The following is a 20,545-nucleotide window of genomic DNA, read 5'->3' on the forward strand; positions in this document are numbered from 1 at the left end:
GCCTCCAATGCTCAAGCCGCTCTGATGTTCCATTTTATATGACGACGGACAACCCAGACTACCGTTTTGGTTTGCTCGCCCGCCAGAAGAGATACAGGGAAGTTCCAAATGCGATAACGGCAAGCGAGAGCCATGCAGGTCCTGATTGCTCCAAATAGACGACGCCCGACCCCGCATCGAAACAGCGGCCCAGTTCGTTGAAACAGCTGAGCCATCTGAAATACTGGGCGTACCAGAAGTAACCGAATGCGAAGGATAGCCCAAGAAATGCGAGGGAAAGAATTTTTCCGGTCATATGCTGTTCTTCCGGATCATCGTGGAACTGGGTGTTCAGTTCTTCGAGGGTATGAGTCGCGCTATTCGCATGGAAAAGCCTCGCTGTAGGCTGTCCAGATCAAGGTTCGCGCGCTGGTGTGACGTGTTTCTGGGTTGTTTTGCATATGTTTTATAACGACATCTCGTAGTTGTTCATTTGAAGCCTCTGAGGGAACGCAGCTTCCCGTGGCGAAACTAGCCAGCTTGTTTAATCTATCTGTATCCGCGTCTTCGGTGGCTTGAACAATCGCTAACGTCGCTCCCCAAGGCGCGCCCTCTGAATATCCTATGATGTAGCCAATACAAAACCCGGCCATGACTTGGTTTTCGCTCTTACAGGTTTCCAGAAGCTCATTGCCACTGATTTGCTGAGCATGGGAAGCCGTCGCCACGCAGAATAGGCCGTAGAACAGCGATGCTCGAATAACCCTGATCATTGGCTATCGCTCTTCAACGCCACCCCTGGCCCTGAGGCAACCTGACCGTCATCCAGGAACTGGATGCCATGTTCTTCGAGCGATTTTCTTATCGCCTCTGCGCTTGCATGCTGCAGCCCGCCTTTTTCCGTCTCAAAGCGACTAATTGTCGTGAAAGATACACCGGCCATTTCCGCCAGTTCACGTGTTCCAATCCTCAATGCGTTGCGGGCCATTCTCAATTGTGCTGGCGTCACTGCTAACCTCGTATGTTATTTTGCATACAGTGTATTGACAATGTGCCAACCCTGTACCTATACTTAATACAAGGTAAGTAAAACAGCAACAGGGTTAGCAGCATGAAGTACGACCGCGCAGAAATCATGAAAGCCGCCTGGGTGATCGTTCGCCGGTTTCAGGGCAACGGCGAAACGCTTCCCGCCCTCCTGTCCCGCGCCCTTCAATCGGCATGGGGAACAGCCAAGGCAGAGGTGCGTGTTGCCGTGATGGCCGCACAGGCCCAGCGCAGGCGCGAAGCCTTGGCAAACCGTCCGGTGGATGAGATCAAGGCGGAAATCACCTGCATGGAAAACCGCTCGACCTTGGGCCACGAGGGCATTCAGCGCCTTGCCGAGTTGCGCGCGGCCTGCCACGTCGCCAAGCAGCGCGAACGCGCCGCCGCTGAACTGGAGCAAAAGCGCGCGCTCATCGCCAGCGCAGAGGGCCGGTTTGCCACTGTCATCTTCACCAAGAAGGACGGAACGCGCCGCGTGATGCGTGTCCAGCCCGCCAAGCTGAAATACCATGTGAAGGGCGATGCCGCCTGTGAGGCCGCTCAGAAGGCCGTGAAGACCCGCGCGGCCCGTCATCCAAACCTTATGCCCGTATGGGATACGGAAGCCGCCGCGCCGCGCTCTGTGAACCTCGAAACTGTTTCGCGGATCGCGGTGAACGGCACAGTGCATGAATACGCCATCCATTAACCTCAGGAGGAAATCCAAATGGCAACCAACGCAGCCCAAGCAATCCGAGACTGCCAGAGCGATGCAGTCATCTTGGCGGAAATGCTCGATGGCATCAGCCTGATGAGCAACGAGGGCAAACAGTTTGACAGCGCCCGCGTGGCCGTGACCGTCGCAGCCCTTGATCGCGCCAAAGTGCTTGCCGAGGCGCTCGACCAGATCAAAATCAAAGATGGGGAATAAACCAATGGAATACCCAAATCTACCCAAAGACGCCACGCTCTCCGACTGCGAGCATTATTCGATCATGCTGTGCGGCGTAATGGAGGGCGTAAATCACCTCGACAACAATGGCCACAGTAACGCCCGCGTTGCGGTTGCAGAAGTCGCGGAAGGGATGATGAACCAACTGAGCGATGCTTTGCAGTGTCTCTCAGATACCCAACGCAGAGGCATGTCCAATGCTTGATCAACTCCGGAAGGAACCCGACCTCTACAGCAAGGCCGCTGATCTGCATTCGCTTCTGCGTTGCGCACTGGCGGCTGAGGAAAACGAAACATCGGGCCTCGACTGGAAAGGGCTGGATCGTGTTCTGGAGCTTGCTGTGCGCATGTCTGGCGAGATCATGGATGGTGTGGAGGCATTGGGCGCGAAAGGGGGTGATCGCTGACGCCTGAGACACAGGCACGCTCAGGGACGGCCCGCAGGTTCGTGGGCCGTCCGTTTTCGTTTCCGATTTCCGCTGATCGACGCTCGATGCGATCAGGGCGCATGTACCCAGCGCCTGCCGTGTCGTAACCCCATGACGTTTCACTACGACATAAATCGCAGTTGGTCAGACCGCTTTCTGCCCCAGATCAAGGGCATAGTTGGCTGTCACCTTCTGGAAGCTGCCCCGGCCCTTCTGGACATGCAACACGCAACGGATCTTCTGATGCTTGATGCCCGCGACATGCGGATTGCCGCACGGGTGCGCAGGCCGGGATATGCCGACCGCTTCCCCTATCAGTTCACAATCCGCTCTCGCGTCCCCAGCGGGGCAGAAACCGAGCTATCCAAGATAGTGAACGGCAAGGGCGATTGGCTTTTCTACGGTCACGCCAACACCTCGCAGACAGCAATTGATAGCTGGTATCTGATCGACCTAAACGCCTTCCGGGCCGCATTGATCCGGCGGGGTGCACAGGGCCTGTCATGGGGCAACAAGTGCAACCCCGATGGCACGCGCTTTACCTAGTTCGATATTCGGTCGTTCCCGCCCGATCCGCCGTTGGTGGTGGCGAGGTCGGGCTGTTAGGCTCTGGTAGTGTATAAAATCAGCCCAAACTGCCGCTTCTTTACAAACAATGGGCTTTCGTATTAGATTTGAATTCATAGGCGGTCGGGCAGAGTCCCGGCCGCAATGAGTCGGAGTGAGGAAATGTCGTTTGTATACGAGATTACGCTTACAGTAGCAGGTGTTGCCTGTGGGGTATTTGCGCTCTACTTCGCTGTTGTTACTTTTCGTGCGGGTTTTTGGGGGCGTCAAGCATACGATGCAAATAAGTCCTGCATGCCAAGCAACAACGTTTTTAAAGTCGCAGCAGGTGATTTTGGCACCTACCCGAAGGACGGAGAAACGCGCACCAGCCACGGCTTAGCGATTTGCATCAAGACTCGTAAGCTCCAACCTCAACACAGACTCAGCCGTGAAGCTGTAGATGATGTAATCGGACGACGCGTCTAGAAGTTAATGCATTATTCTGGCTGGGTCCCAACAGTAACCGGAAATCTGTCCTTCACGACAATTGGTTGTGGGTCGTTTCCAACTAAGTCGCTACGGCGTGATACAGCAGGCGGTTATGCGGTGTATCAGCGCCGGGACTTGTTGGACGTGTTAGTGCCGTACGCAGATGACGCGAAAATCGTTGCCTTTTTCCGCGAACACATCGCTAACTGGGTTCTGGGCATTAGCGGAAAATTCTCGTTTGTTCTGTTGGCTGAAACTGCCGAAAGCGGCGACGAGTGCACTGGAAAGATACTAATGATATCCGACGCAGTGAGCCCAGGCGTCGGAAAATTGATTAGAGCACAATTCACAGATTTCATGGCAGGCGCCTCGCGTGGCAAGATTGAAGAAGTTTGCTCTAAGGGCGTTTGTTTCACCGCAAAATTTCGGCTTGAGCGGGGCGGGCACGTAGAAATCGAGACGGATAATTCGGCGACAGAAGCAAATACCGATAGCGCAAGTTTAGATCACTTGCTAGCTAACCAAGCTTTCTACTTCCTCAAGGACATCGCGCATGTACATCAGCATCATGAGCCAAAACACGATGCCATAACGGAGGTTCATCGTGTAGAGTCTAGTGATACGCAATGGATTTATTCTACAGAGCACGACCTGTATCGCGCGATAATTAGGTACAAAAGGTTCAGAAACGAAAAGGCATTGTTCAGGGCGTCTGGAATTTTAGCTTATGCCAAGTCGTTCGAGCGGTGTTACTCAAAGAACCTTGGCTCGCCGAGGAGCTATAACGCGAAAGACTTAGAACAATCGCTTCAAGTTTCACGGGAAGAAATTAAGCATTTCGACCAGAAACGATTGTCGCGAATTGAGACTTTTAGAAATTTCTTCTTTGCGCTGTTTGGTCTTATCGCTTCGGCAAGTTTCTTAGCGCGCTATGAAGAAGATTTTAGCCCTGAAGTTAACGATTCAATCCTTTGGCTGGCAGAATTTTCAGCCGCTAACCCCTTTTTTGTCGCAGCAATCACGTTCTTGATTTCTTTTATATGGTCGCTTCTAACACATCGAGTTGATCCATCAGACAACGAAATTGTACGTTGGGCAACTAGGTTGCTTCAGGCATTTAGGCTTCGATACTACATCATTGCGAACGCACTCATCAGCATAACTTTCGGTGCAGCGTGTTGGTACATCCTTGTCATCCTTTTATAGTGTAGAATTGCCTCGCCAAACTGATCTTCAATACTTCAGCCAATGGCCCTGTTGATCCCCATTTATGACAATGAGAGAGTGTGTGTAGCTTTGGGAGGCTATCTCAAGGGGGGGGCAACCCGTTACGAGATAGAACCTCCAGCATCATTCGACTATCTGCTCCAACTGGCCTCCCAATGGCCCCTGGAGTTCTTGCGCTTCCGGCCAAGGTGCCCTTAGCCACGCTTCCCATTCTTCGGGTTCTATCAGAATTACGGGCATAGCCTTCCCACCGGGCTTTTCGCAACACCACGCTTTCGCCCTCGCAGTGGACGATGGGAGCCAGACGGTCAGGATAGATTGATCGCGCCTCCAAATTTCCGGCCTCTATTTTATTTTTTCCGTTTTTTTGAATCGCGCCGGTCTGAGCGGTCACCCCGCCAGTGCGATTGGCAGCGCCGATTGATCAAATATCAATTCCACCAATCGAATAATTAGAATCAATTTTTCGGAACTGACTGGTGCTTCGGTCAACCGGAATGTGAAGGGGCTTGAATAGCGTATATCTCACCCAAACAGGCTGCTTTGTCCCCCATATGTCCCCCAAAGCGGCGGTCGTAGGCGGTTCCCGTTCGGGCGGCTCCATCTAAGTATTTGATTAAACTTGAGTAAAGTGGTGAGCCGGCAGGGGTTCGAACCCTGGACCTACTGATTAAAAGTCAGTTGCTCTACCAGCTGAGCTACCGGCTCTCACCATATGTGACGGGTTTAAAGCCGTCTATCGTGCTGTCTTAAACCGAAAAGCGCGAGGAGCGCAAACAGCTAAGATGCCATGGCATGTTCCAAATGCGTCGGCTGGTTGTCCAACGCGGCGAACGGCCATGCGTGAGGCGGTATCTAGAAAGTGCTGTGCAGGGGGTCAACCCCGAAAGTGCAAGTTATTCGTGGGATATGCTGGATTCGTCCGGCGGCTGGGTTTATATGCCCGCAAATGACCGATTATCGCCATAGCGGATTGCCCTTCATGAAAATGCACGGGCTTGGAAACGACTTTGTCGTGCTGGATGCGCGCGCGCAGGGCATTGATTTGCCGCCGGGGCTTGTCATGGGAATCGCTGATCGCCACAAGGGAATCGGTTTCGACCAGCTTGCGGTGATCGGGACAGGCGCAGGCGATGCGCATCTGACCTTTTACAACGCCGATGGTTCGACCTCGGCGGCCTGCGGGAATGCGACCCGCTGTATCGCGCGCCACCTGATGGACGAATCAGGGAAGGTGCGGCTTCACCTGACTACGGCGCGCGGCGATCTTTATGCGGTGGATGCCGGGAATGGCCTGACTTCGGTGAATATGGGGCCGCCACAGCTTGACTGGCACGAGATTCCGCTGGCCGAAGACATGGACACGCTCGAATTGCCGATCGAGGGCGGTCCGACCGCTACCGGCATGGGTAACCCGCATTGCACCTTTTTCGTTGAAAATGCCGAGGCGATACCGCTTGAACAATTCGGCCCCCGCTATGAGCATCATCCGCTTTATCCCGAACGCACCAATGTGCAGGTGGCGAGCCTTGTCGGCGAAAACCATCTTCGGATGCGGGTATGGGAGCGAGGCGTCGGCGTGACGCTTGCCTCGGGATCGTCGTCCTGTGCGACGGCGGTTGCGGCGGCGCGCCGGGGGCTGACGGGGCGCAAGGTGCGGATCGACCTTGATGGCGGAACGCTTGATGTCGAGTGGCGCAGCGATGGCGTCTGGATGACCGGGGCGACCTGTCATGTGGCCAGCGGTGTCCTGACGCCCGCTTTTCTGGCGGCTCATTCATGAGAGGGGCGCCCAAATTCACCACGCTCGGCTGTCGCCTGAACGCCTATGAAACCGAGGCGATGAAAGAGCTTGCTGGCCAGGCCGGTCTTGGCAATGCGGTGGTGATCAACACCTGCGCCGTGACCTCCGAGGCGGTGCGCAAGGCCCGCCAGGAAATCCGCCGCCTGCGACGCGAAAACCCCGAGGCGCGCCTGATCGTGACCGGATGCGCCGCCCAAACCGAGCCGGACACCTTTGCCGCCATGCCAGAGGTGGATGCGGTCATCGGCAATACCGAAAAGATGCAGCCGGGCACCTGGGGCAGGCTTGCGGCCGATTTCATCGGCGAGACAGAGCGGGTTCTGGTCGACGACATCATGTCGGTGACCGAGACCGCAGGCCACCTTATCGACGGGTTCGGAAGCCGCAGCCGCGCCTATGTCCAGGTCCAGAACGGCTGTGATCATCGCTGTACCTTTTGCATCATCCCGTTCGGGCGGGGCAATTCGCGCTCTGTTCCGGCGGGGGTTGTGGTCGATCAGATCAAGCGGCTTGTCGGCGCGGGCTATAATGAGGTGGTGCTGACCGGGGTCGATCTGACAAGCTGGGGTGCCGATCTTCCGGCCGCGCCGAAGCTTGGGGACCTGGTGATGCGAATCCTCAAGCTGGTGCCGGATTTGGCGCGGTTGCGGATCAGCAGCATCGATTCGATCGAGGTCGATGAAAATCTGATGCAGGCGATTGCCACCGAACCTCGCCTGATGCCGCATCTGCATCTCAGCCTTCAGCACGGTGATGACCTTATCCTCAAGCGGATGAAGCGGCGCCACCTGCGCGAGGATGCGATTCGCTTTGTCGAGGAGGCGCGCAAGCTGCGCCCCGAGATGACATTCGGGGCCGACATCATCGCCGGATTTCCGACCGAGACGGAAGCGCATTTCGAAAACTCGCTGCGGCTTGTTGAGCAGTGCGACCTGACATGGCTGCACGTTTTTCCCTATTCGCCGCGCCCCGGCACGCCGGCGGCGCGGATGCCGCAGGTGGACGGGCGCGCGATCAAGGCCCGCGCGGCGCGTCTGCGCGCGGCGGGCGATGCACAGGTTGCCCGCCATTTGCAGGATCAGCAGGGGCGCATCCACGCCGTTTTGATGGAAAACCCCCGCATGGGGCGCACCGAACAGTTTACCGAAGTCAGCTTTGACAGCGACCACCCCGAGGGGCAGATCGTATCGGCAAGGGTTACGGGCATGCGCGGCACCCAGTTGACCGCAGCCTGAATCGGTCCGCTGCACGAATTCGCGCATGAGTATTTATGGAAAGATGAAAGCAGGGTGCGTTTCGAGTGCAAGCACTGGACAGGCGCAGGGGGCCTGCCTAACGTCGCGGTGACAAATATCAGGAGCCGCGGACATGAAATTGATTTTCTCGCCACTTTCGCCTTTTGTGCGCAAGGTTCATGTATTGTTGCATGAAACCGGGCAGTTGAGTGATGTCGAGGTGGTGGATGTCGCCACCACACCGCTGGAGACCGATCCGCAGGCCGCGGCGGCCAATCCGCTTGGCAAGATTCCGGCGCTGGTGCGTGCGGATGGGCCGACGCTTTATGACAGCCGGGTGATCACCCGCTATCTTGACCAGCGTGCGGGTGGCCAAATGTACCCCGAGGCGCGGCTTTGGGATGTGCTGACGCTGGAGGCAACCGCCGAAGGGATCATGGAGGCGGCCCTATCGATGGCTTACGAGGCGCGGTTCCGCCCCGAAGAGATGCAATATGCCCCTTGGGTCGAGGGCCAGTGGCAAAAGGCATCGCGCGCCCTGTCGGCGGTCAACGCCCGCTGGATGAGCCATCTGGCGGGGCCTCTGGACATGAGCCATATCGCCATGGGCTGTGCGCTGGGCTATCTTGATTTTCGCCATGATGCGCGTGGCTGGCGCGTGGGTAACGAGGCCCTGGCCGATTGGTATGCGGTTTTCTCAGAGCGCGAGAGCATGACAAAAACGGCGCCGAAGTAACCGGCGCCGTCTTGTCAGATCAAACCTGGTGAGCCGGTGATCAGAAGCTGTAGCTGAAGCCGACGTTGATTGCCTGGGTCAGCAATTCGGTCTTGAGCTTGCCGTTGGTCTGACCGGGGACGGCGGAATCGGCGTCGATGGTGGCATCGTTGTCGGAATAGACAATCTGGTATTCGCCAAACAGCGCCCATTTGTCATTGATATTATATTTCACCCCGGCAATGCCGCGCACGGCGGGGCCTGTCGCTTCAAAGCCGAAGGTGCGGCTTGAGGCGCCGGTGACCTTGATGTCGACATGCGGCACGGCGATGCCGAGGCCCGCGCCGACATAGGGCGTGAACTTGGGGGCTTTGACGAAGGCGCCGGGCCAGCGCTTCATGATGTTTGCTGTGACGATGTTGTGGCCGTCGCTGAATTCCAGCTTGTCGACCCCAAGCGCGGCGCGGTCGGTGGGCGAGGCAACCGCCTTGGTGTGGGTGCCTTCAATGCCAAAGCCGATGTTCTTGTCGGTCCACCATGTGGCCCGCCCGCCATAGTAAAACGGATTTTGCAGCGGCTTGGCTTTCCAGGTGATGTCCCGCTTTACGGTCGTTGTCGAGCCGGGAAGGCGCACCGAGTCGGTCGAACTTTCGGCGTTTTGGACACCTGTATAAAGGCTAATCTCAAGTTCTGCCGCGGCTGGCGCGGCCGTCAGCAACAGCGCCGCGGCGGCGAATTTAAGTTTGTTCAGCATGTTCACAGGCCCTCTGGTATCAAAATGCGGGTTTTTGCGATACTTATACCCGGATTTGGTGCATCACAAGCGCGACACAATCGCGCCTTGATCAAATCAGCGGCATTGCGCACTGGACTGCCCATCAAACCCCCGCTAAATACCCACGCAAACCGGTTGCGGGAATCCTGCGGCCTGAAACCCGTATGCGGCCGTTAACGGCGCTGATAAATGGAGTAAACCTCGTGTCCCACGCAGACGATCACGAAGGCACCCGTAGGGATTTCCTCTACTACGCCACCGCAGGCGCTGGTGCCGTCACCGCTGGTGCGGCTATCTGGCCGCTGGTCAACCAGATGAACCCCTCGGCCGATGTGCAGGCGCTTGCCTCTATTCGCGTCGATGTGGACGGTCTTGAGCCGGGCACGCAGATCACGGTCAAGTGGCTGGGCAAACCGGTGTTCATTCGCCGTCGCACCGCAAAAGAGATCGAGGCCGGTCGCGCCGTTGAGCTTGACAGCCTGCCCGATCCGATCGCGCGCAACGGCAACAAGTCCGGCGACCTGCCGGCCACTGACGAAAACCGCACTCTGGACGAAGCCGGTGAATGGCTGGTTCAGATGGGGGTTTGCACCCACCTTGGTTGCGTTCCGATCGGCGATGGCGCCGGGGATTTCGGCGGCTGGTTCTGCCCGTGTCACGGATCGCATTACGATACTGCCGGGCGGATCCGCAAAGGGCCCGCGCCCGAGAACCTGCCGGTGCCACTGGCCGAATTCGTCGACGAGACGACGATCAAACTGGGATAAGGAAACACAATTATGTCCGGCATTCCGCACGATCATTACGAGCCCAAGACGAACGGTGAAAAGTGGCTGCATTCGCGCCTTCCCATCGTCGGGCTTCTTTATGACACCATCATGATCCCCACGCCCAAGAACCTGAACTGGATGTGGATCTGGGGGATCGTCCTTACCTTCTGTCTGGCGCTTCAGATCGTCACCGGGATCATCCTGGCGATGCATTACACGCCGCAGGTCGATATGGCCTTTGCGTCGATCGAGCATATCATGCGCAACGTGAACGGTGGGCATTTCATCCGCTATCTGCATATGAACGGCGCCTCGTTGTTCTTCGTGGCCGTTTACCTGCATATCTTCCGTGGTCTGTATTACGGGTCCTACAAGGCCCCGCGCGAGATCACATGGATCATCGGCATGCTGATCTATCTGGCGATGATGGGCACTGCGTTCATGGGCTATGTTCTTCCCTGGGGCCAGATGTCATTCTGGGGCGCCACGGTGATCACCGGTCTGTTCGGCGCGATCCCCTTCATCGGCGAGTCGATCCAGACCTGGCTTTTGGGCGGACCGGCCGTTGGCAATGCCACGCTGAACCGCTTTTTCTCGCTGCACTACCTGCTGCCCTTCGTGATTGCCGCGCTTGTTGCGCTTCATATCTGGGCGTTCCACACCACGGGCAACAACAACCCGACCGGTGTTGACGTGCGCCGCAGCTCCAAGACCGAAGCGGAAAAGGACACCGTGTCGTTCTGGCCCTACTTCGTGATCAAGGATCTGTTTGCCCTGGCGGTGATCCTGGTGGTGTTCTTTGCCATCGTCGGCTTTATGCCCAACTACCTCGGCCACCCCGACAACTATATCGAAGCGAACCCGCTTGTGACACCTGCGCATATCGTGCCGGAATGGTACTTCCTGCCGTTCTACGCGATCCTGCGTGCCTTTACCGCTGATGTCTGGGTGGTGATGTTCGCCAACTGGATTACCGGCGGGATTGTCGATGCCAAGTTCTTTGGTGTTCTGGCGATGTTCGGTGCAATTGCCGTGATGGCTCTGGCGCCCTGGCTTGATACCTCGTCGGTTCGTTCGGGCCGGTATCGCCCGATGTTCAAGTGGTGGTTCTGGCTGTTGGCAATCGACTTCGTCGTTCTGATGTGGGTCGGTGCGATGCCGGCAGAGCCGCCCTATTCGACGATCTCGCTGATCGCGTCGGGGTATTGGTTCGCCTACTTCCTTGTGATCCTGCCGCTTCTGGGCGTGATCGAGAAACCCGAGGCTCAGCCTGCCACCATCGAAGAAGATTTCGATGCGCATTATGGCAAAGCTGAAACGCCCGCTGAATAAGAAAGGACACAGGACAATGTTCAAGAAAACAGGCATTGCAGCGCTGACTGCCCTGGCCCTTTCCGCCGGTGGCGCATGGGCCGCAGGCGCAGAAGCGCATGTCGAAGACATTGCGTTCTCGTTCGAAGGGCCGTTTGGCAAGTTCGACCAGAACCAGCTTCAGCGTGGCCTCAAGATCTATACTCAGGTCTGCTCGGCTTGCCACGGGATGCAATATGTCCCGCTGCGCACGCTTGGCGACGAGGGCGGTCCGCATCTTCCCGAAGATCAGGTGCGTGCCTATTCCGCGCAATTCGAAGTGTTTGACAAGGAGCTGGACGATACACGCCCCGCGATTCCGGCCGATCACTTCCCCGGTTCGGCGCTTGAAAACGCGCCCGACCTGTCGCTTATGGCCAAGAAGCGTGCGGGTTTCCACGGCCCCTACGGCTCTGGCATGAGCCAGCTGTTCAACGGTATGGGTGGCCCGGAGTACATCTATTCGCTGATGACCGGTTATCACGAAGCGCCTGAATGCGCCCCCGAGGATTTTCCAGGAAGCTATAACGCGGCTTTCGCCGCCGGCGGTTTTCCTGAATCCTGCAAGGACGATCATGGCCATCATACCGTCCCCGGTAGCTGGATCGCCATGGGTCAGCCGCTTTGGGGTGACGACGTTGAGTTCGACGACGGAACCGAGGCCACCCTTGAGCAATCGGCAGAAGATGTAGCCGCGTTCCTGATGTGGACCGCCGAACCCAAGATGATGGCGCGTCAGCATGCCGGTCTTGTGGGCGTGATCTTCCTCACGCTGCTGTCGGTGCTGCTCTATCTCACCAACAAGCGCATCTGGGCGCCGATCAAGGGCAAGAAAACCCACTGACCCCGCGCCTTTGAGCGATGACATTCAAAAGCCCCGCAGGTTCCGCTTGCGGGGCTTTTCCATTTGCCGGGCTTGATTTTCAGGGGCCTTCCGACAAGGTTACGGGTCTAACCCGAAGGAGCTGACATGCGCATCAATGCCGATTTTTCAAAGCGGGTCGTGATCCGGCCGGATGACTATGAGTGGGTCAAATCCCCTGCGGCAGGGGTCGAGCGGATGATGCTTGACCGGATCGGCGAAGAGGTGGCCCGCGCCACCACCATCGTTCGGTTTGCGCCCGAGTCATATTTTGACGCTCATACCCATGGCGGCGGCGAAGAGTTTTTCGTGCTTGAGGGCGTCTTTTCGGATGAAACCGGAGATTATCCGGCGGGCACCTACGTGCGCAACCCGATCGGCACGAGCCACACGCCGCATACCAAAGAGGGCTGTACGATCCTGGTCAAACTGCATCAGTTCGATCCATCCGACAGGGTTCAGTTTCACACTGACACCACGGAGGCCCCGTTCAAGCCGGGGCATACCGAAGGCGTTTCGGTCCTGCCGCTGCACAGCGCGGTCAACGAAGAGGTGCGCCTTGTGCGCTTTGCCCCCGGTGCGCGTGCGCCATTGCATTCTCATAAGGGCGGCGAGGAAATATTTGTGCTCGACGGCACCCTTCAGGACGAGCACGGCACCTATCCGGCGGGCACATGGCTGCGCAGCCCGGATAGGTCAGAGCATGCGCCGTTTTCCGACGGGGGCTGTCTCATCTACATGAAAACCGGGCATTTGCCCAAGGTAACGGCCTAGCGCGGCAACGGGTTGCGCGCTTTGTTATAGGGGCGCCAATCGGTGATTTCCGGATAATACATTTCGCGCCAGCGACGCACGCGCGGGTTCATCATCCGCCGCCAGATGGGTGGAAACATCGCCGCGACGGTCATGACCGGATAGCCAAAGGGCAATTGCGGCGCGTCCGCCTCGGTGTAATTCTGCAAAAGCGGAAAGCGGCGGTCGGGTTTGTAGTGATGATCCGAATGGCGTTGCAGGTTTATCAGCAACCAGTTCGACGCCTTATGCGCCGCGTTCCAGCTATGCTGGGGTTTGACATGCTCGTATTTGCCCTCACCTAGATGTTTGCGGGTCAGGCCGTAGTGCTCGACGTAATTGACCAGTTCAAGCTGCCAGATCGCGACAAAGGCCTGCCACAGGAAAAGTGCAAGACCGATCCATCCGCCGATCAACCCCGCCAGCAACAGCATGAAACCCTGCAACGCCCAGTATTTGAAGAACGGGTTTTTCAGGTCGAACCAGGGCTTGTCGCGCCGCGCCAGCATGGCCTTTTCAGCCTTGAACGCCGACAGGAAACAGCCCCGTAGAACGCGCGGAAAGAACCGGTGGAACCCCTCGTTATAGCGCGCGGTTACCGGATCGCGCGGCGTTCCGACATAGCGGTGATGCACCAAAAGATGCTCGGAGCGGAAATGCGAATAGAGGACCATCGCCAAAAGGACATCGCCCAGGAACCGCTCACCCTTGTCCTTTTGGTGCATCAATTCGTGGCTGTAATTGATCCCGACGGTGCCGGTGATGACCCCGACGCCAAAGAAAAGCATGATCGTTTCCAGAACCGAGAGGTGGGCATTGCCCGGCCCGGTCACATACCAGATCATCCAGTACAAAAGCCCAAATTGCAGCGGCGCCCAGATCAGGGTGATCGCCTTGTACCATGACAATTGATCTTCGCGGGTCTCAAGATCAGCGTTATCAAGGAAAAGCCCCATAAACGCGTCGAGAATGGAAAAGAAATACCATGTGATCAGCGGCAGGAGCAGGACCGTCCACCCGCCATAAAACGCCCCGATAAACGCCAGAGGCACCAGCAGGAAAGACACCGCAAAGGGCAGGGCGCTATGAAATCTGGAAACCTTGGCTGCGGGGATCATGGCATGCTCCGATGCGGGGGGTGCAGATAGACTAGGCTCTATCTGTCAGTGCGCCTTGCGCGAGGTCAAATACCTTTCGCATGACGGTGGGTAAATCCGTGCGCCGAAAGGCGTGTTTCGGCATGAAATCCCCGACCTCGGGCCGGGTCGTGGCGTCGACCTGTGCAACCGCGATCTGCAGGCGCAGATGAAAATGCGTAAAGGTGTGGCGCGCCTCTTCGTCAAGCATCCGCCAGGGTGCCTCAAGCGGCGGGGCGGGGGTGGGGGTATCGCCCCAATCGCTTCCGGGCCAGCCCAGCATGCCGCCCAAAAGCCCCTTGTCGGGGCGGCGTTCCAGCAACAGCGCGCCATCGTCGCGGCGGACCACATAGGCGATGCCAAGCCGCGTCGGCTTTTCCTTCTTGGCCAGCTTCCTTGGCAAATCCGCCTCTGTGCCCGCCGCGCGCGCGGCGCAGGCGCGCATCCATGGACAAATCCCACAAGCCGGGGATTTCGGGGTGCAGATCGTGGCGCCAAGATCCATGACTGCCTGCGCGTAATCGCCGGGGCGGGCCCTGGGGGTGAGGGCGGCGGCGGCGCGGGTCAGTTCTGGCTTGGCGGTGGGCAGGGGCGTGTGAATGTCATGCAGCCGCGCCATCACCCTTTCGACATTGCCATCGACAACCACCTCGGGCAGGTCATAGGCGATCGCGGAAATCGCCGCTGCCGTATAGGGCCCGATACCGGGCAGGCCAAGCAGGCCCTCGCGCGTGATTGGAAAGACCCCGCCGTGATCGTCCACAACGGCGCGTGCACATTTCAACAGGTTGCGGGCGCGGGCGTAATATCCAAGGCCGGCCCATTCGCCCATCACCTGCGCATCCTCGGCGGCGGCAAGATCGGTGACCGTGGGCCAGAGCGCTGTGAAGCGCTCGAAATAGGTGCGCACCGCCGCAACGGTGGTCTGCTGCAACATCACTTCGGAAAGCCAGATGCGATAGGGATCGGGCCTTACGCCGCTTGCCCGCGCGCCGGGCGCCACCCGCCACGGCAGATCGCGTGCATTGGCATCATACCAATGCAGCAAGTCCTGTGGTTCGGCGGTGTCACGCATGTTTTATCCTTGCCAATGGTTAGGGGCTGGTATGCCCCGCTACATGCCCTAAAATAGAACGACTGAACAGGAGTCCACCCATGGCCAGCCGCAAGCCGACATCGGCGGGGTTCAAACGCACCTCGTCGCTTCTTCAGCACAGCATTCGCCGCGCCTCGGAAACGCGTGGATTTGCGCAATCGCGGCTTCTGACACATTGGGCCGAGATTGCGGGCGACGACATTGCCGCCATCGCCCGCCCGGTCGAGATATCCTATGGCCGTCAGGGGATGGGGGCGACGCTGACCATTCTGACCACCGGCGCACAGGCGCCGATGCTTGAAATGCAAAAGGAAAAGCTGCGGGAAAAGGTCAATGCGGTCTATGGCTATAACGCCATCTCGCGGCTGCGCATCACCCAGACGGCAGCCACCGGTTTTGCCGAGGGCCAGGTGGACTTTGTGCATCGCCCCAAGGCCAAATCCGCCCCCGCCCCCGCGCCCGAAATAGCGGCCACTGCCGCACAGCTTACAGCGCCGGTCGGCGATGAAGGTTTGCGCCAGGCGCTGGAATCCCTCGGGCGAAACGTTATATCGAAATCGAAACGCTGAACTGCAAAGGTGAGATGATGAATAAACTGATTGCAATCGGGGCTGTTGGCCTTGCCGTGGTGACGGGTGCGGCCTTTTGGGGCAGCACCGGGAGCACACCCAATGCCGACCTGCCGCTTGGGGCGGCCTCGGCGCAAGAGGCGGCGGATGTCGATACCTCAAGCATCGTCGAGATGACACTCGGGGCCGAGGACTCGAAGGTGACAATCGTCGAATATGCCTCGTTTACCTGTCCGCATTGCGCGAATTTTCACAAAGGTCCGTTCAAGGAGCTGAAGGCAGAATATCTTGATACCGACAAGGTGACCTTCATCTACCGTGACGTTTATTTCGACCGCTTCGGTCTTTGGGCCTCGATGGTGGCGCGCTGTGCCGGGCCGGAAAAATTCTTCGGCATCTCCGACATGATCTATACCCAACAGCGCGAGTGGACCGATGGCGAACCGGCGCAAATCGCCGACAACCTGCGTCGTATCGGCAAAGTGGCCGGGATCAACCCCGACCAGATCGAGGCCTGCCTGAACGATAGCGAAAAGGCCAAGACGCTGGTGGCGTGGTATCAGGAGCATGCCGAGGCCGATGATGTGACATCGACCCCGACGCTGGTTATCAACGGCCAGAAATACAGCAACATGAACTATGCCGACCTCAAGGCGATCATCGAAGAAAAGCTGGCCGAGTAAACGGCCGGGGCGTGTCGGGTCACTGTAGCCCGGCACGCGCAAGGGCCGCGTCGAAGGGGCCCCAATCCTCTAGCTTAAGGCGGACCGGCAAGGTCAGAACCTTGCGCCGGAAATCCGGCGGAAGGCGCACGGCATCCTTTTCCGTGGTCACCAATTGCGCGCTCAGGATTCCTGCCTCATGCTCAAGCCGCGTCATCAACGCGGGGGTCAGGGGTTGGTGATCCTCAAGCGCCTCACAGCGCGCCAGCGTCGCGCCAAGGCCGCGCAGGGTGGCAAAGAACTTGCCCGGATGGCCAATGCCCGCAAAAGCGAGCAACCTGGCGCCCTGCCACTCCATTCCGGTCTTGAGCGGTTCCAGCTCTGCGCGAAGATGCGGCACGGTGATCTGCTCGCGCCATTCTGCGGCAAACCTTTCCTGTGCACTTTGCGGCCCGATCGAAAGCAACAGGTCGGCGCGTTCCATGCCGACCTTGACCGGCTCGCGCAGCGGCCCCGCAGGAATGCAGCGACCGTTGCCAAAGCCCTTGACCGCATCGACCACGACAATCGAGATATCCTTGATCAGGCCGGGATTCTGAAACCCGTCATCCATCACGATGCAATCAACCGGCTCACCCTCTTGTTCGGCGTCTGAAAGAAGGGCACGTGCGCCCGCCGCGCGGTCACGGGCGATCCAGGTCGGGCCAAAGGCGGCTGCCAAAAGCGGTTCGTCGCCGACATCGGCGGCGGTATGGGTGCGCGGGTCTACCTCGACCGGGCCGCTCAGGGTGCCGCCATGACCGCGCGACAGGACCACCGGTTCCTTGCCCATCGCCTGAAGGTGCGAGACCACGGCGAGCACGGTCGGGGTCTTGCCGGTGCCACCCGCGTTGATATTGCCGACGCAGATCACCGGCACCGGCGCGCGCCAACCCTCGCCCTGTGCCAGCCGTTGCCGCGTGCCGCGCGCATAAAGCGCCCCGATCGGCGCAAGCAGGCGCGCCCTGAGGCCGGGCCGTTTGGGCGGCCTGAACCAGAACGCGGGTGTTTTCATCGTTTTGCCTCCAATTGATCGAGCCGGTCGAGCAGCAGATCAAGTATCTTGTCGGTGACCGCCGCGCCCCTTGATGCCACATCCCAGGCGGCATGCGCCATGGCCGCTGCCTGATCGGGGGCAATCAGCCGCTGCAACGCGGCACCAAGGGTGCCGGAATCACGCACGATCCGCGCCGCGCCCGCCTCGGCATAGCGCGAATACCGGGTCAGATAACGACCGACATTCGGGCCGTAAAGAATGGCCGATCCATGCGCCGCTGGTTCATTGGGATCGCGGCCATATTGGCCCGAAACCAGCGATGAGCCCATGAAGGTGATCGGTGCGAGCCGATACCAGAGCCCCATTTCGCCTCGGGTATCGGCAAGGATGATCTGGGTTGTCTCGGTCGGAAGCTCGCCTTCGGACCAGACCACATAGCGCCAGCCCTGCGCGTCAAGCACTTTGCGGATGGCGGGGCTGTCGTCGATATTGTCGGGCACGATGATCAGAAGGCTGCGATGGGCAAGGCGGCTGGTGTCGCGATGCACGCTAAGCACGGTTTCAAGCTCTTGCCGCTGGATCATCGCGGCGAGCCAGATCGGGCGGCTGCGCAGCAGGACGGCAAGCTCTTCGCGTTCCGAGTGGGTATAGGGGAGGGCCATCGCGCCTTCCTGAAAGGGGCCGGTCACGGTGATAATGCCGGCTGGCGCGCCATAGCGCCGCAGGATCTGCGCGGCGCCCTCGGAGCGGGCCAGAATCGCCTCGAACCCGCCGAGGATCGCACGTGGCATGTCCGGAAACCAGCGCCATGCGGGGCGTTCCAGCAGGGGTTCGTCGGCATCCACGAGATAGCGCGGGATTGCGGCCCTGTCGGCACAGATCAGAAGCGCCGGCTTAAGATCGCCTCCGGTCCACAGAAGGATATCCGGCGCCCAATGATCAAGAAAGGCCTCGGCGGCGGGGATCGAATCTTCGGGCAGGGATTGCCAGAACACCGGCCCCCCGGCCTTGAGCCGTTGGGGCGGCGGGCCCACAGTCGTAAGGATCATATGCACGCCGGGGCGCTGTTGCGCCAGCCGTTCGGCCAGATGCACAAGCGTATCGGCGCGCGCCGCATCCACCGCATGCGCCCAGATCACCGGCCCGTCGGGGCGTGGCGTGGCGGGGCGCTCGCCCGGCTTGCCCGACCGGCGGGCATAGGCGAGATAAGCCGCAAGGCTGAGCGAGCGGCTCATTTTCGGCTATCCCAGATTTTCGGTGCGCGCGGCGGCAGTCAGGTTGCGGCCAAAGACCAGAAGCAGGCGTTGAGGCATGGGGGGTCCCTGAGGTTGTCGGCGTTTCGCGCAGGGTATTCTATTGCGCCGCCGGGTCAAGCGGCTGCGCTTTTATCCCGCGGCGTGCTGCCGGGTTGACGTGACGGCCTTCGCGGGGCAAGCACGGGGGCATCCTCGTAAAGGCCAGCCTCCATGTCCAAACCTTTTCTGATCCTGCAACTGCGCCCGGAAACCGAGGCCGCCGACGACGAGTTTGCCGCGATCCTGCGCAAAGGCGGGCTTGAGGGCGAGCGCACGCACCGCATTCGCCTTGACCAGGAGGGTCTGCCGCCTGACCTGAACCTTGCGGATTATGCCGGGGTGATCGTCGGGGGCGGTCCGGGCTGTGTCAGCGACGCACCCGAGGACAAATCCCCCATCGAGGCGCGGATCGAAGCGCAGGTAATGTCGCTGATGCCGCAGATAACGGCAGAGGATTTTCCCTATCTCGGGTGTTGTTACGGCATCGGAATTCTGGGCAAGCACCTGAACGGGGATGTCAGCAAGGCCGCCTACGGTGAGCCGGTTGGCACCGCCGATTGCACTCTGACTGATGCCGGGCGGGACGATCCGCTTATGGCTGGTCTTCCGCAGGCGTTTCAGGCCTTTGTCGGCCATAAGGAAGCGTTGCAGGCCTTGCCGCCGGGCTGTGTGCACTTGATCAGCGCGCCGAGTTGTCCCTTTCAGATGATCCGGTTCGGCGAGCATGTCTATGCCACGCAGTTTCACCCCGAGGCCGACGGCGCGGGCTTTGAAACCCGGATCAATATCTATCGCCACAAGGGCTATTTCCCGCCCGAGGCCGCGCAGGATCTTATTGCGATGTGCCGGGCGGCGGATGTGCATGCACCTGAGCGGATATTGCGGAATTTCATCACGCGCTATAGCGGATAGAACCACCCTGTCCGGCGTGGCGGAGAGGATGGAATTTGAGTATTTTCACCAAGAAGAAGCAGGGGGCGGGGTATAATCCGCCCCCGTTTGTCATTCGGCCGCGACCTGTGCCGAGGCGGCCTCGACCTTGACGGCGGAGAATTTGAACTCGGGGATTTTGCCGTAGGGGTCGACGGCCGGGTTGGTCAGGATATTGGCCGCTGCTTCGACATAGGCGAATGGCAGGAACACCATGTCGGGCGAAACTGCGCGATCGGCGCGGGCCATGATCAGAATGGTACCGCGTTTCGTGGTCAGCCGGACCATGCCACCCGGTTCGACGCCGAGCTTGCGCAGGGTCGAGGGGTGCATGGAGCAGTTGGCCTCGGGTTCGACCGCGTCGAGCACCGAGGAGCGCCGCGTCATCGAGCCGGTGTGCCAGTGCTCAAGCTGTCGCCCGGTGGTCAGGATCATCGGATAATCCTCATCGGGCACATCGTCGGGCGCAATCACGCTGGCGGGCGTAAAGCGGGCGCGACCGTCCGGGCGCGGGAAGCCGTCGCCGAACACCACTGCCTTGCCCGGCTCATCGGGGCCATCGCAGGGGTAGGTCACGGCGTTCTCGCGCTCAAGCCGTTCCCAGGTGATGTTGTTGAGCGAGCGCATGTTGTGCTTCATCTCGGCAAAGACATCGGCCGGGCTGTCGTAGGTCCAGTTCAGGCCGATCCGCTTGGCGAGCGCGGTGGTGATCGCCCAATCCTCGCGGGCGTCGCCGGGGGGCGGCAGGGCGGGGCGGCCCATTTGCACCTGGCGGTTGGTGTTGGTCACGGTGCCGGATTTTTCGGCAAAGGCCGAGGCGGGCAGGATCACATCGGCATAGTTCGCCGTCTCCGTCAGGAATATATCC

General features: G+C 59.3%; 26 protein-coding genes and 1 tRNA gene. 17 read left to right on the forward strand and 10 right to left on the reverse strand.

Features of this window, described 5'->3' with window-relative positions; genetic code table 11:
- Positions 1 to 58 precede the first annotated feature (58 nt).
- From QZ522_RS10070 to QZ522_RS10080, 3 genes are all read right to left on the reverse strand, one after another.
- Complete coding sequence (locus tag QZ522_RS10070; protein ID WP_294610635.1) at positions 59 to 295, reverse strand: hypothetical protein; 237 nt, start codon at positions 293 to 295, stop codon at positions 59 to 61.
- A 61-nt stretch (positions 296 to 356) separates the two neighbouring features.
- Positions 357 to 752: a Rap1a/Tai family immunity protein gene (locus QZ522_RS10075; protein ID WP_294610637.1), complete on the reverse strand. Its 396-nt coding sequence runs from the start codon at positions 750 to 752 to the stop codon at positions 357 to 359.
- A complete protein-coding gene (locus tag QZ522_RS10080; protein ID WP_294610639.1) occupies positions 749 to 967 on the reverse strand; it encodes a LacI family DNA-binding transcriptional regulator in 219 nt (72 codons plus the stop codon). Before QZ522_RS10080 ends, QZ522_RS10075 begins: the two co-directional genes overlap by 4 nt.
- A 123-nt stretch (positions 968 to 1,090) precedes the next feature.
- On the opposite strand from QZ522_RS10080, the gene QZ522_RS10085 reads away from it, so the two are divergent.
- The 7 genes from QZ522_RS10085 to QZ522_RS10115 all read left to right on the forward strand — a co-directional run bounded on the left by QZ522_RS10085 (position 1,091) and on the right by QZ522_RS10115 (position 4,629).
- A complete protein-coding gene (locus QZ522_RS10085; RefSeq protein WP_294610640.1) occupies positions 1,091 to 1,714 on the forward strand; it encodes a hypothetical protein in 624 nt (207 codons plus the stop codon).
- Positions 1,715 to 1,732: 18 nt separating this feature from the next.
- On the forward strand, positions 1,733 to 1,936 hold the full coding sequence (locus QZ522_RS10090) for a hypothetical protein (RefSeq protein ID WP_294610642.1): 204 nt from the start codon (positions 1,733 to 1,735) through the stop codon (positions 1,934 to 1,936).
- A gap of 4 nt (positions 1,937 to 1,940) precedes the next feature.
- Positions 1,941 to 2,162: a hypothetical protein gene (locus tag QZ522_RS10095; protein ID WP_294610644.1), complete on the forward strand. Its 222-nt coding sequence runs from the start codon at positions 1,941 to 1,943 to the stop codon at positions 2,160 to 2,162.
- Positions 2,155 to 2,364 (forward strand): hypothetical protein, encoded by a 210-nt coding sequence (locus QZ522_RS10100; protein ID WP_294610646.1) that lies wholly within the window; start codon positions 2,155 to 2,157, stop codon positions 2,362 to 2,364. Before QZ522_RS10095 ends, QZ522_RS10100 begins: the two co-directional genes overlap by 8 nt.
- A gap of 132 nt (positions 2,365 to 2,496) precedes the next feature.
- Entirely contained in the window at positions 2,497 to 2,931 is a 435-nt protein-coding gene (locus QZ522_RS10105) for a hypothetical protein (RefSeq protein WP_294610648.1), read from the forward strand.
- Between the two features lie 183 nt (positions 2,932 to 3,114).
- Positions 3,115 to 3,420 carry a hypothetical protein gene (locus QZ522_RS10110; RefSeq protein ID WP_294610650.1) on the forward strand — a complete coding sequence of 102 codons (306 nt, stop codon included), beginning with the start codon at positions 3,115 to 3,117 and terminating at the stop codon, positions 3,418 to 3,420.
- A 6-nt stretch (positions 3,421 to 3,426) separates the two neighbouring features.
- Complete coding sequence (locus QZ522_RS10115) at positions 3,427 to 4,629, forward strand: hypothetical protein (protein WP_294610652.1); 1,203 nt, start codon at positions 3,427 to 3,429, stop codon at positions 4,627 to 4,629.
- 653 nt (positions 4,630 to 5,282) lie between these two features.
- Here the strand turns inward: QZ522_RS10115 and QZ522_RS10120 are convergent.
- Positions 5,283 to 5,358, reverse strand: a tRNA-Lys gene (locus QZ522_RS10120).
- Between the two features lie 241 nt (positions 5,359 to 5,599).
- Here QZ522_RS10120 and dapF point away from each other — a divergent pair.
- From dapF to QZ522_RS10135, 3 genes are all read left to right on the forward strand, one after another.
- On the forward strand, positions 5,600 to 6,433 hold the full coding sequence (gene dapF, locus QZ522_RS10125; RefSeq protein WP_294610654.1) for a diaminopimelate epimerase: 834 nt from the start codon (positions 5,600 to 5,602) through the stop codon (positions 6,431 to 6,433).
- Positions 6,430 to 7,689 (forward strand): tRNA (N(6)-L-threonylcarbamoyladenosine(37)-C(2))-methylthiotransferase MtaB, encoded by a 1,260-nt coding sequence (gene mtaB / locus QZ522_RS10130; RefSeq protein ID WP_294610656.1) that lies wholly within the window; start codon positions 6,430 to 6,432, stop codon positions 7,687 to 7,689. Before dapF ends, mtaB begins: the two co-directional genes overlap by 4 nt.
- Positions 7,690 to 7,822: 133 nt before the next feature.
- A complete protein-coding gene (locus QZ522_RS10135; RefSeq protein ID WP_294610658.1) occupies positions 7,823 to 8,425 on the forward strand; it encodes a glutathione S-transferase in 603 nt (200 codons plus the stop codon).
- A 40-nt stretch (positions 8,426 to 8,465) separates the two neighbouring features.
- On the opposite strand, the gene QZ522_RS10140 is transcribed toward QZ522_RS10135, so the two are convergent.
- Positions 8,466 to 9,158, reverse strand: a complete 693-nt coding sequence (locus QZ522_RS10140; protein ID WP_294610661.1) for an outer membrane beta-barrel protein — start codon at positions 9,156 to 9,158, stop codon at positions 8,466 to 8,468.
- Positions 9,159 to 9,382: 224 nt separating this feature from the next.
- Between QZ522_RS10140 and petA the strand changes: the two genes are divergently transcribed.
- From petA to QZ522_RS10160, 4 genes are all read left to right on the forward strand, one after another.
- Positions 9,383 to 9,946 carry a ubiquinol-cytochrome c reductase iron-sulfur subunit gene (gene petA / locus QZ522_RS10145; RefSeq protein WP_294610664.1) on the forward strand — a complete coding sequence of 188 codons (564 nt, stop codon included), beginning with the start codon at positions 9,383 to 9,385 and terminating at the stop codon, positions 9,944 to 9,946.
- A 12-nt stretch (positions 9,947 to 9,958) separates the two neighbouring features.
- Complete coding sequence (gene petB / locus QZ522_RS10150) at positions 9,959 to 11,281, forward strand: cytochrome b (RefSeq protein ID WP_294610667.1); 1,323 nt, start codon at positions 9,959 to 9,961, stop codon at positions 11,279 to 11,281.
- A gap of 16 nt (positions 11,282 to 11,297) precedes the next feature.
- Positions 11,298 to 12,143 carry a cytochrome c1 gene (locus QZ522_RS10155; protein ID WP_294610670.1) on the forward strand — a complete coding sequence of 282 codons (846 nt, stop codon included), beginning with the start codon at positions 11,298 to 11,300 and terminating at the stop codon, positions 12,141 to 12,143.
- 126 nt (positions 12,144 to 12,269) lie between these two features.
- Entirely contained in the window at positions 12,270 to 12,935 is a 666-nt protein-coding gene (locus tag QZ522_RS10160) for a cupin domain-containing protein (RefSeq protein WP_294610672.1), read from the forward strand.
- Here the strand turns inward: QZ522_RS10160 and QZ522_RS10165 are convergent.
- Complete coding sequence (locus QZ522_RS10165; RefSeq protein WP_294610675.1) at positions 12,932 to 14,071, reverse strand: alkane 1-monooxygenase; 1,140 nt, start codon at positions 14,069 to 14,071, stop codon at positions 12,932 to 12,934. The two genes, QZ522_RS10160 and QZ522_RS10165, sit on opposite strands and share 4 nt — an antisense overlap.
- 31 nt (positions 14,072 to 14,102) lie before the next feature.
- The gene (gene mutY / locus QZ522_RS10170) at positions 14,103 to 15,164 is read right to left on the reverse strand and encodes an A/G-specific adenine glycosylase (protein ID WP_294610678.1); all 1,062 of its coding nucleotides are present in this window, start codon (positions 15,162 to 15,164) and stop codon (positions 14,103 to 14,105) included.
- A gap of 80 nt (positions 15,165 to 15,244) precedes the next feature.
- On the opposite strand from mutY, the gene QZ522_RS10175 reads away from it, so the two are divergent.
- Both QZ522_RS10175 and QZ522_RS10180 read left to right on the forward strand, forming a co-directional pair.
- A complete protein-coding gene (locus QZ522_RS10175) occupies positions 15,245 to 15,754 on the forward strand; it encodes a DciA family protein (RefSeq protein WP_294610681.1) in 510 nt (169 codons plus the stop codon).
- A 17-nt stretch (positions 15,755 to 15,771) separates the two neighbouring features.
- A complete protein-coding gene (locus QZ522_RS10180; protein WP_294610683.1) occupies positions 15,772 to 16,437 on the forward strand; it encodes a DsbA family protein in 666 nt (221 codons plus the stop codon).
- 19 nt (positions 16,438 to 16,456) lie between these two features.
- Here QZ522_RS10180 and lpxK read toward each other — a convergent pair whose 3' ends face one another.
- Complete coding sequence (lpxK, locus tag QZ522_RS10185; protein ID WP_294610686.1) at positions 16,457 to 17,470, reverse strand: tetraacyldisaccharide 4'-kinase; 1,014 nt, start codon at positions 17,468 to 17,470, stop codon at positions 16,457 to 16,459.
- Entirely contained in the window at positions 17,467 to 18,687 is a 1,221-nt protein-coding gene (locus QZ522_RS10190; RefSeq protein ID WP_294610689.1) for a glycosyltransferase N-terminal domain-containing protein, read from the reverse strand. The genes lpxK and QZ522_RS10190 overlap by 4 nt, the downstream gene beginning before the upstream one ends.
- 231 nt (positions 18,688 to 18,918) lie before the next feature.
- Here QZ522_RS10190 and QZ522_RS10195 point away from each other — a divergent pair, with 231 nt between their 5' ends.
- Positions 18,919 to 19,659, forward strand: coding sequence for a glutamine amidotransferase (locus QZ522_RS10195; protein ID WP_294610692.1), 741 nt, complete (start codon positions 18,919 to 18,921; stop codon positions 19,657 to 19,659).
- A gap of 90 nt (positions 19,660 to 19,749) precedes the next feature.
- Here QZ522_RS10195 and QZ522_RS10200 read toward each other — a convergent pair.
- Positions 19,750 to 20,545, reverse strand: a 796-nt coding sequence (locus QZ522_RS10200; RefSeq protein WP_294610695.1) for a molybdopterin dinucleotide binding domain-containing protein, incomplete at its 5' end; no start/stop codon positions are given.

Origin of the sequence: uncultured Roseovarius sp. (assembly GCF_913054395.1) — a bacterium.
Classification (GTDB): Bacteria; Pseudomonadota; Alphaproteobacteria; order Rhodobacterales; family Rhodobacteraceae; genus Roseovarius.

Coding starts and splice junctions, on each gene's coding strand:
- QZ522_RS10070 (WP_294610635.1), bottom strand. CDS start 295: ATGACCGGAAAAATTCTTTCCCTCGCATTTCTTGGGCTATCCTTCGCA.
- QZ522_RS10075 (WP_294610637.1), bottom strand. CDS start 752: ATGATCAGGGTTATTCGAGCATCGCTGTTCTACGGCCTATTCTGCGTG.
- QZ522_RS10080 (WP_294610639.1), bottom strand. CDS start 967: ATGGCCCGCAACGCATTGAGGATTGGAACACGTGAACTGGCGGAAATG.
- QZ522_RS10085 (WP_294610640.1), top strand. CDS start 1,091: ATGAAGTACGACCGCGCAGAAATCATGAAAGCCGCCTGGGTGATCGTT.
- QZ522_RS10090 (WP_294610642.1), top strand. CDS start 1,733: ATGGCAACCAACGCAGCCCAAGCAATCCGAGACTGCCAGAGCGATGCA.
- QZ522_RS10095 (WP_294610644.1), top strand. CDS start 1,941: ATGGAATACCCAAATCTACCCAAAGACGCCACGCTCTCCGACTGCGAG.
- QZ522_RS10100 (WP_294610646.1), top strand. CDS start 2,155: ATGCTTGATCAACTCCGGAAGGAACCCGACCTCTACAGCAAGGCCGCT.
- QZ522_RS10105 (WP_294610648.1), top strand. CDS start 2,497: ATGACGTTTCACTACGACATAAATCGCAGTTGGTCAGACCGCTTTCTG.
- QZ522_RS10110 (WP_294610650.1), top strand. CDS start 3,115: ATGTCGTTTGTATACGAGATTACGCTTACAGTAGCAGGTGTTGCCTGT.
- QZ522_RS10115 (WP_294610652.1), top strand. CDS start 3,427: ATGCATTATTCTGGCTGGGTCCCAACAGTAACCGGAAATCTGTCCTTC.
- dapF (WP_294610654.1), top strand. CDS start 5,600: ATGACCGATTATCGCCATAGCGGATTGCCCTTCATGAAAATGCACGGG.
- mtaB (WP_294610656.1), top strand. CDS start 6,430: ATGAGAGGGGCGCCCAAATTCACCACGCTCGGCTGTCGCCTGAACGCC.
- QZ522_RS10135 (WP_294610658.1), top strand. CDS start 7,823: ATGAAATTGATTTTCTCGCCACTTTCGCCTTTTGTGCGCAAGGTTCAT.
- QZ522_RS10140 (WP_294610661.1), bottom strand. CDS start 9,158: ATGCTGAACAAACTTAAATTCGCCGCCGCGGCGCTGTTGCTGACGGCC.
- petB (WP_294610667.1), top strand. CDS start 9,959: ATGTCCGGCATTCCGCACGATCATTACGAGCCCAAGACGAACGGTGAA.
- QZ522_RS10155 (WP_294610670.1), top strand. CDS start 11,298: ATGTTCAAGAAAACAGGCATTGCAGCGCTGACTGCCCTGGCCCTTTCC.
- QZ522_RS10160 (WP_294610672.1), top strand. CDS start 12,270: ATGCGCATCAATGCCGATTTTTCAAAGCGGGTCGTGATCCGGCCGGAT.
- QZ522_RS10165 (WP_294610675.1), bottom strand. CDS start 14,071: ATGATCCCCGCAGCCAAGGTTTCCAGATTTCATAGCGCCCTGCCCTTT.
- mutY (WP_294610678.1), bottom strand. CDS start 15,164: ATGCGTGACACCGCCGAACCACAGGACTTGCTGCATTGGTATGATGCC.
- QZ522_RS10175 (WP_294610681.1), top strand. CDS start 15,245: ATGGCCAGCCGCAAGCCGACATCGGCGGGGTTCAAACGCACCTCGTCG.
- QZ522_RS10180 (WP_294610683.1), top strand. CDS start 15,772: ATGAATAAACTGATTGCAATCGGGGCTGTTGGCCTTGCCGTGGTGACG.
- lpxK (WP_294610686.1), bottom strand. CDS start 17,470: ATGAAAACACCCGCGTTCTGGTTCAGGCCGCCCAAACGGCCCGGCCTC.
- QZ522_RS10190 (WP_294610689.1), bottom strand. CDS start 18,687: ATGAGCCGCTCGCTCAGCCTTGCGGCTTATCTCGCCTATGCCCGCCGG.
- QZ522_RS10195 (WP_294610692.1), top strand. CDS start 18,919: ATGTCCAAACCTTTTCTGATCCTGCAACTGCGCCCGGAAACCGAGGCC.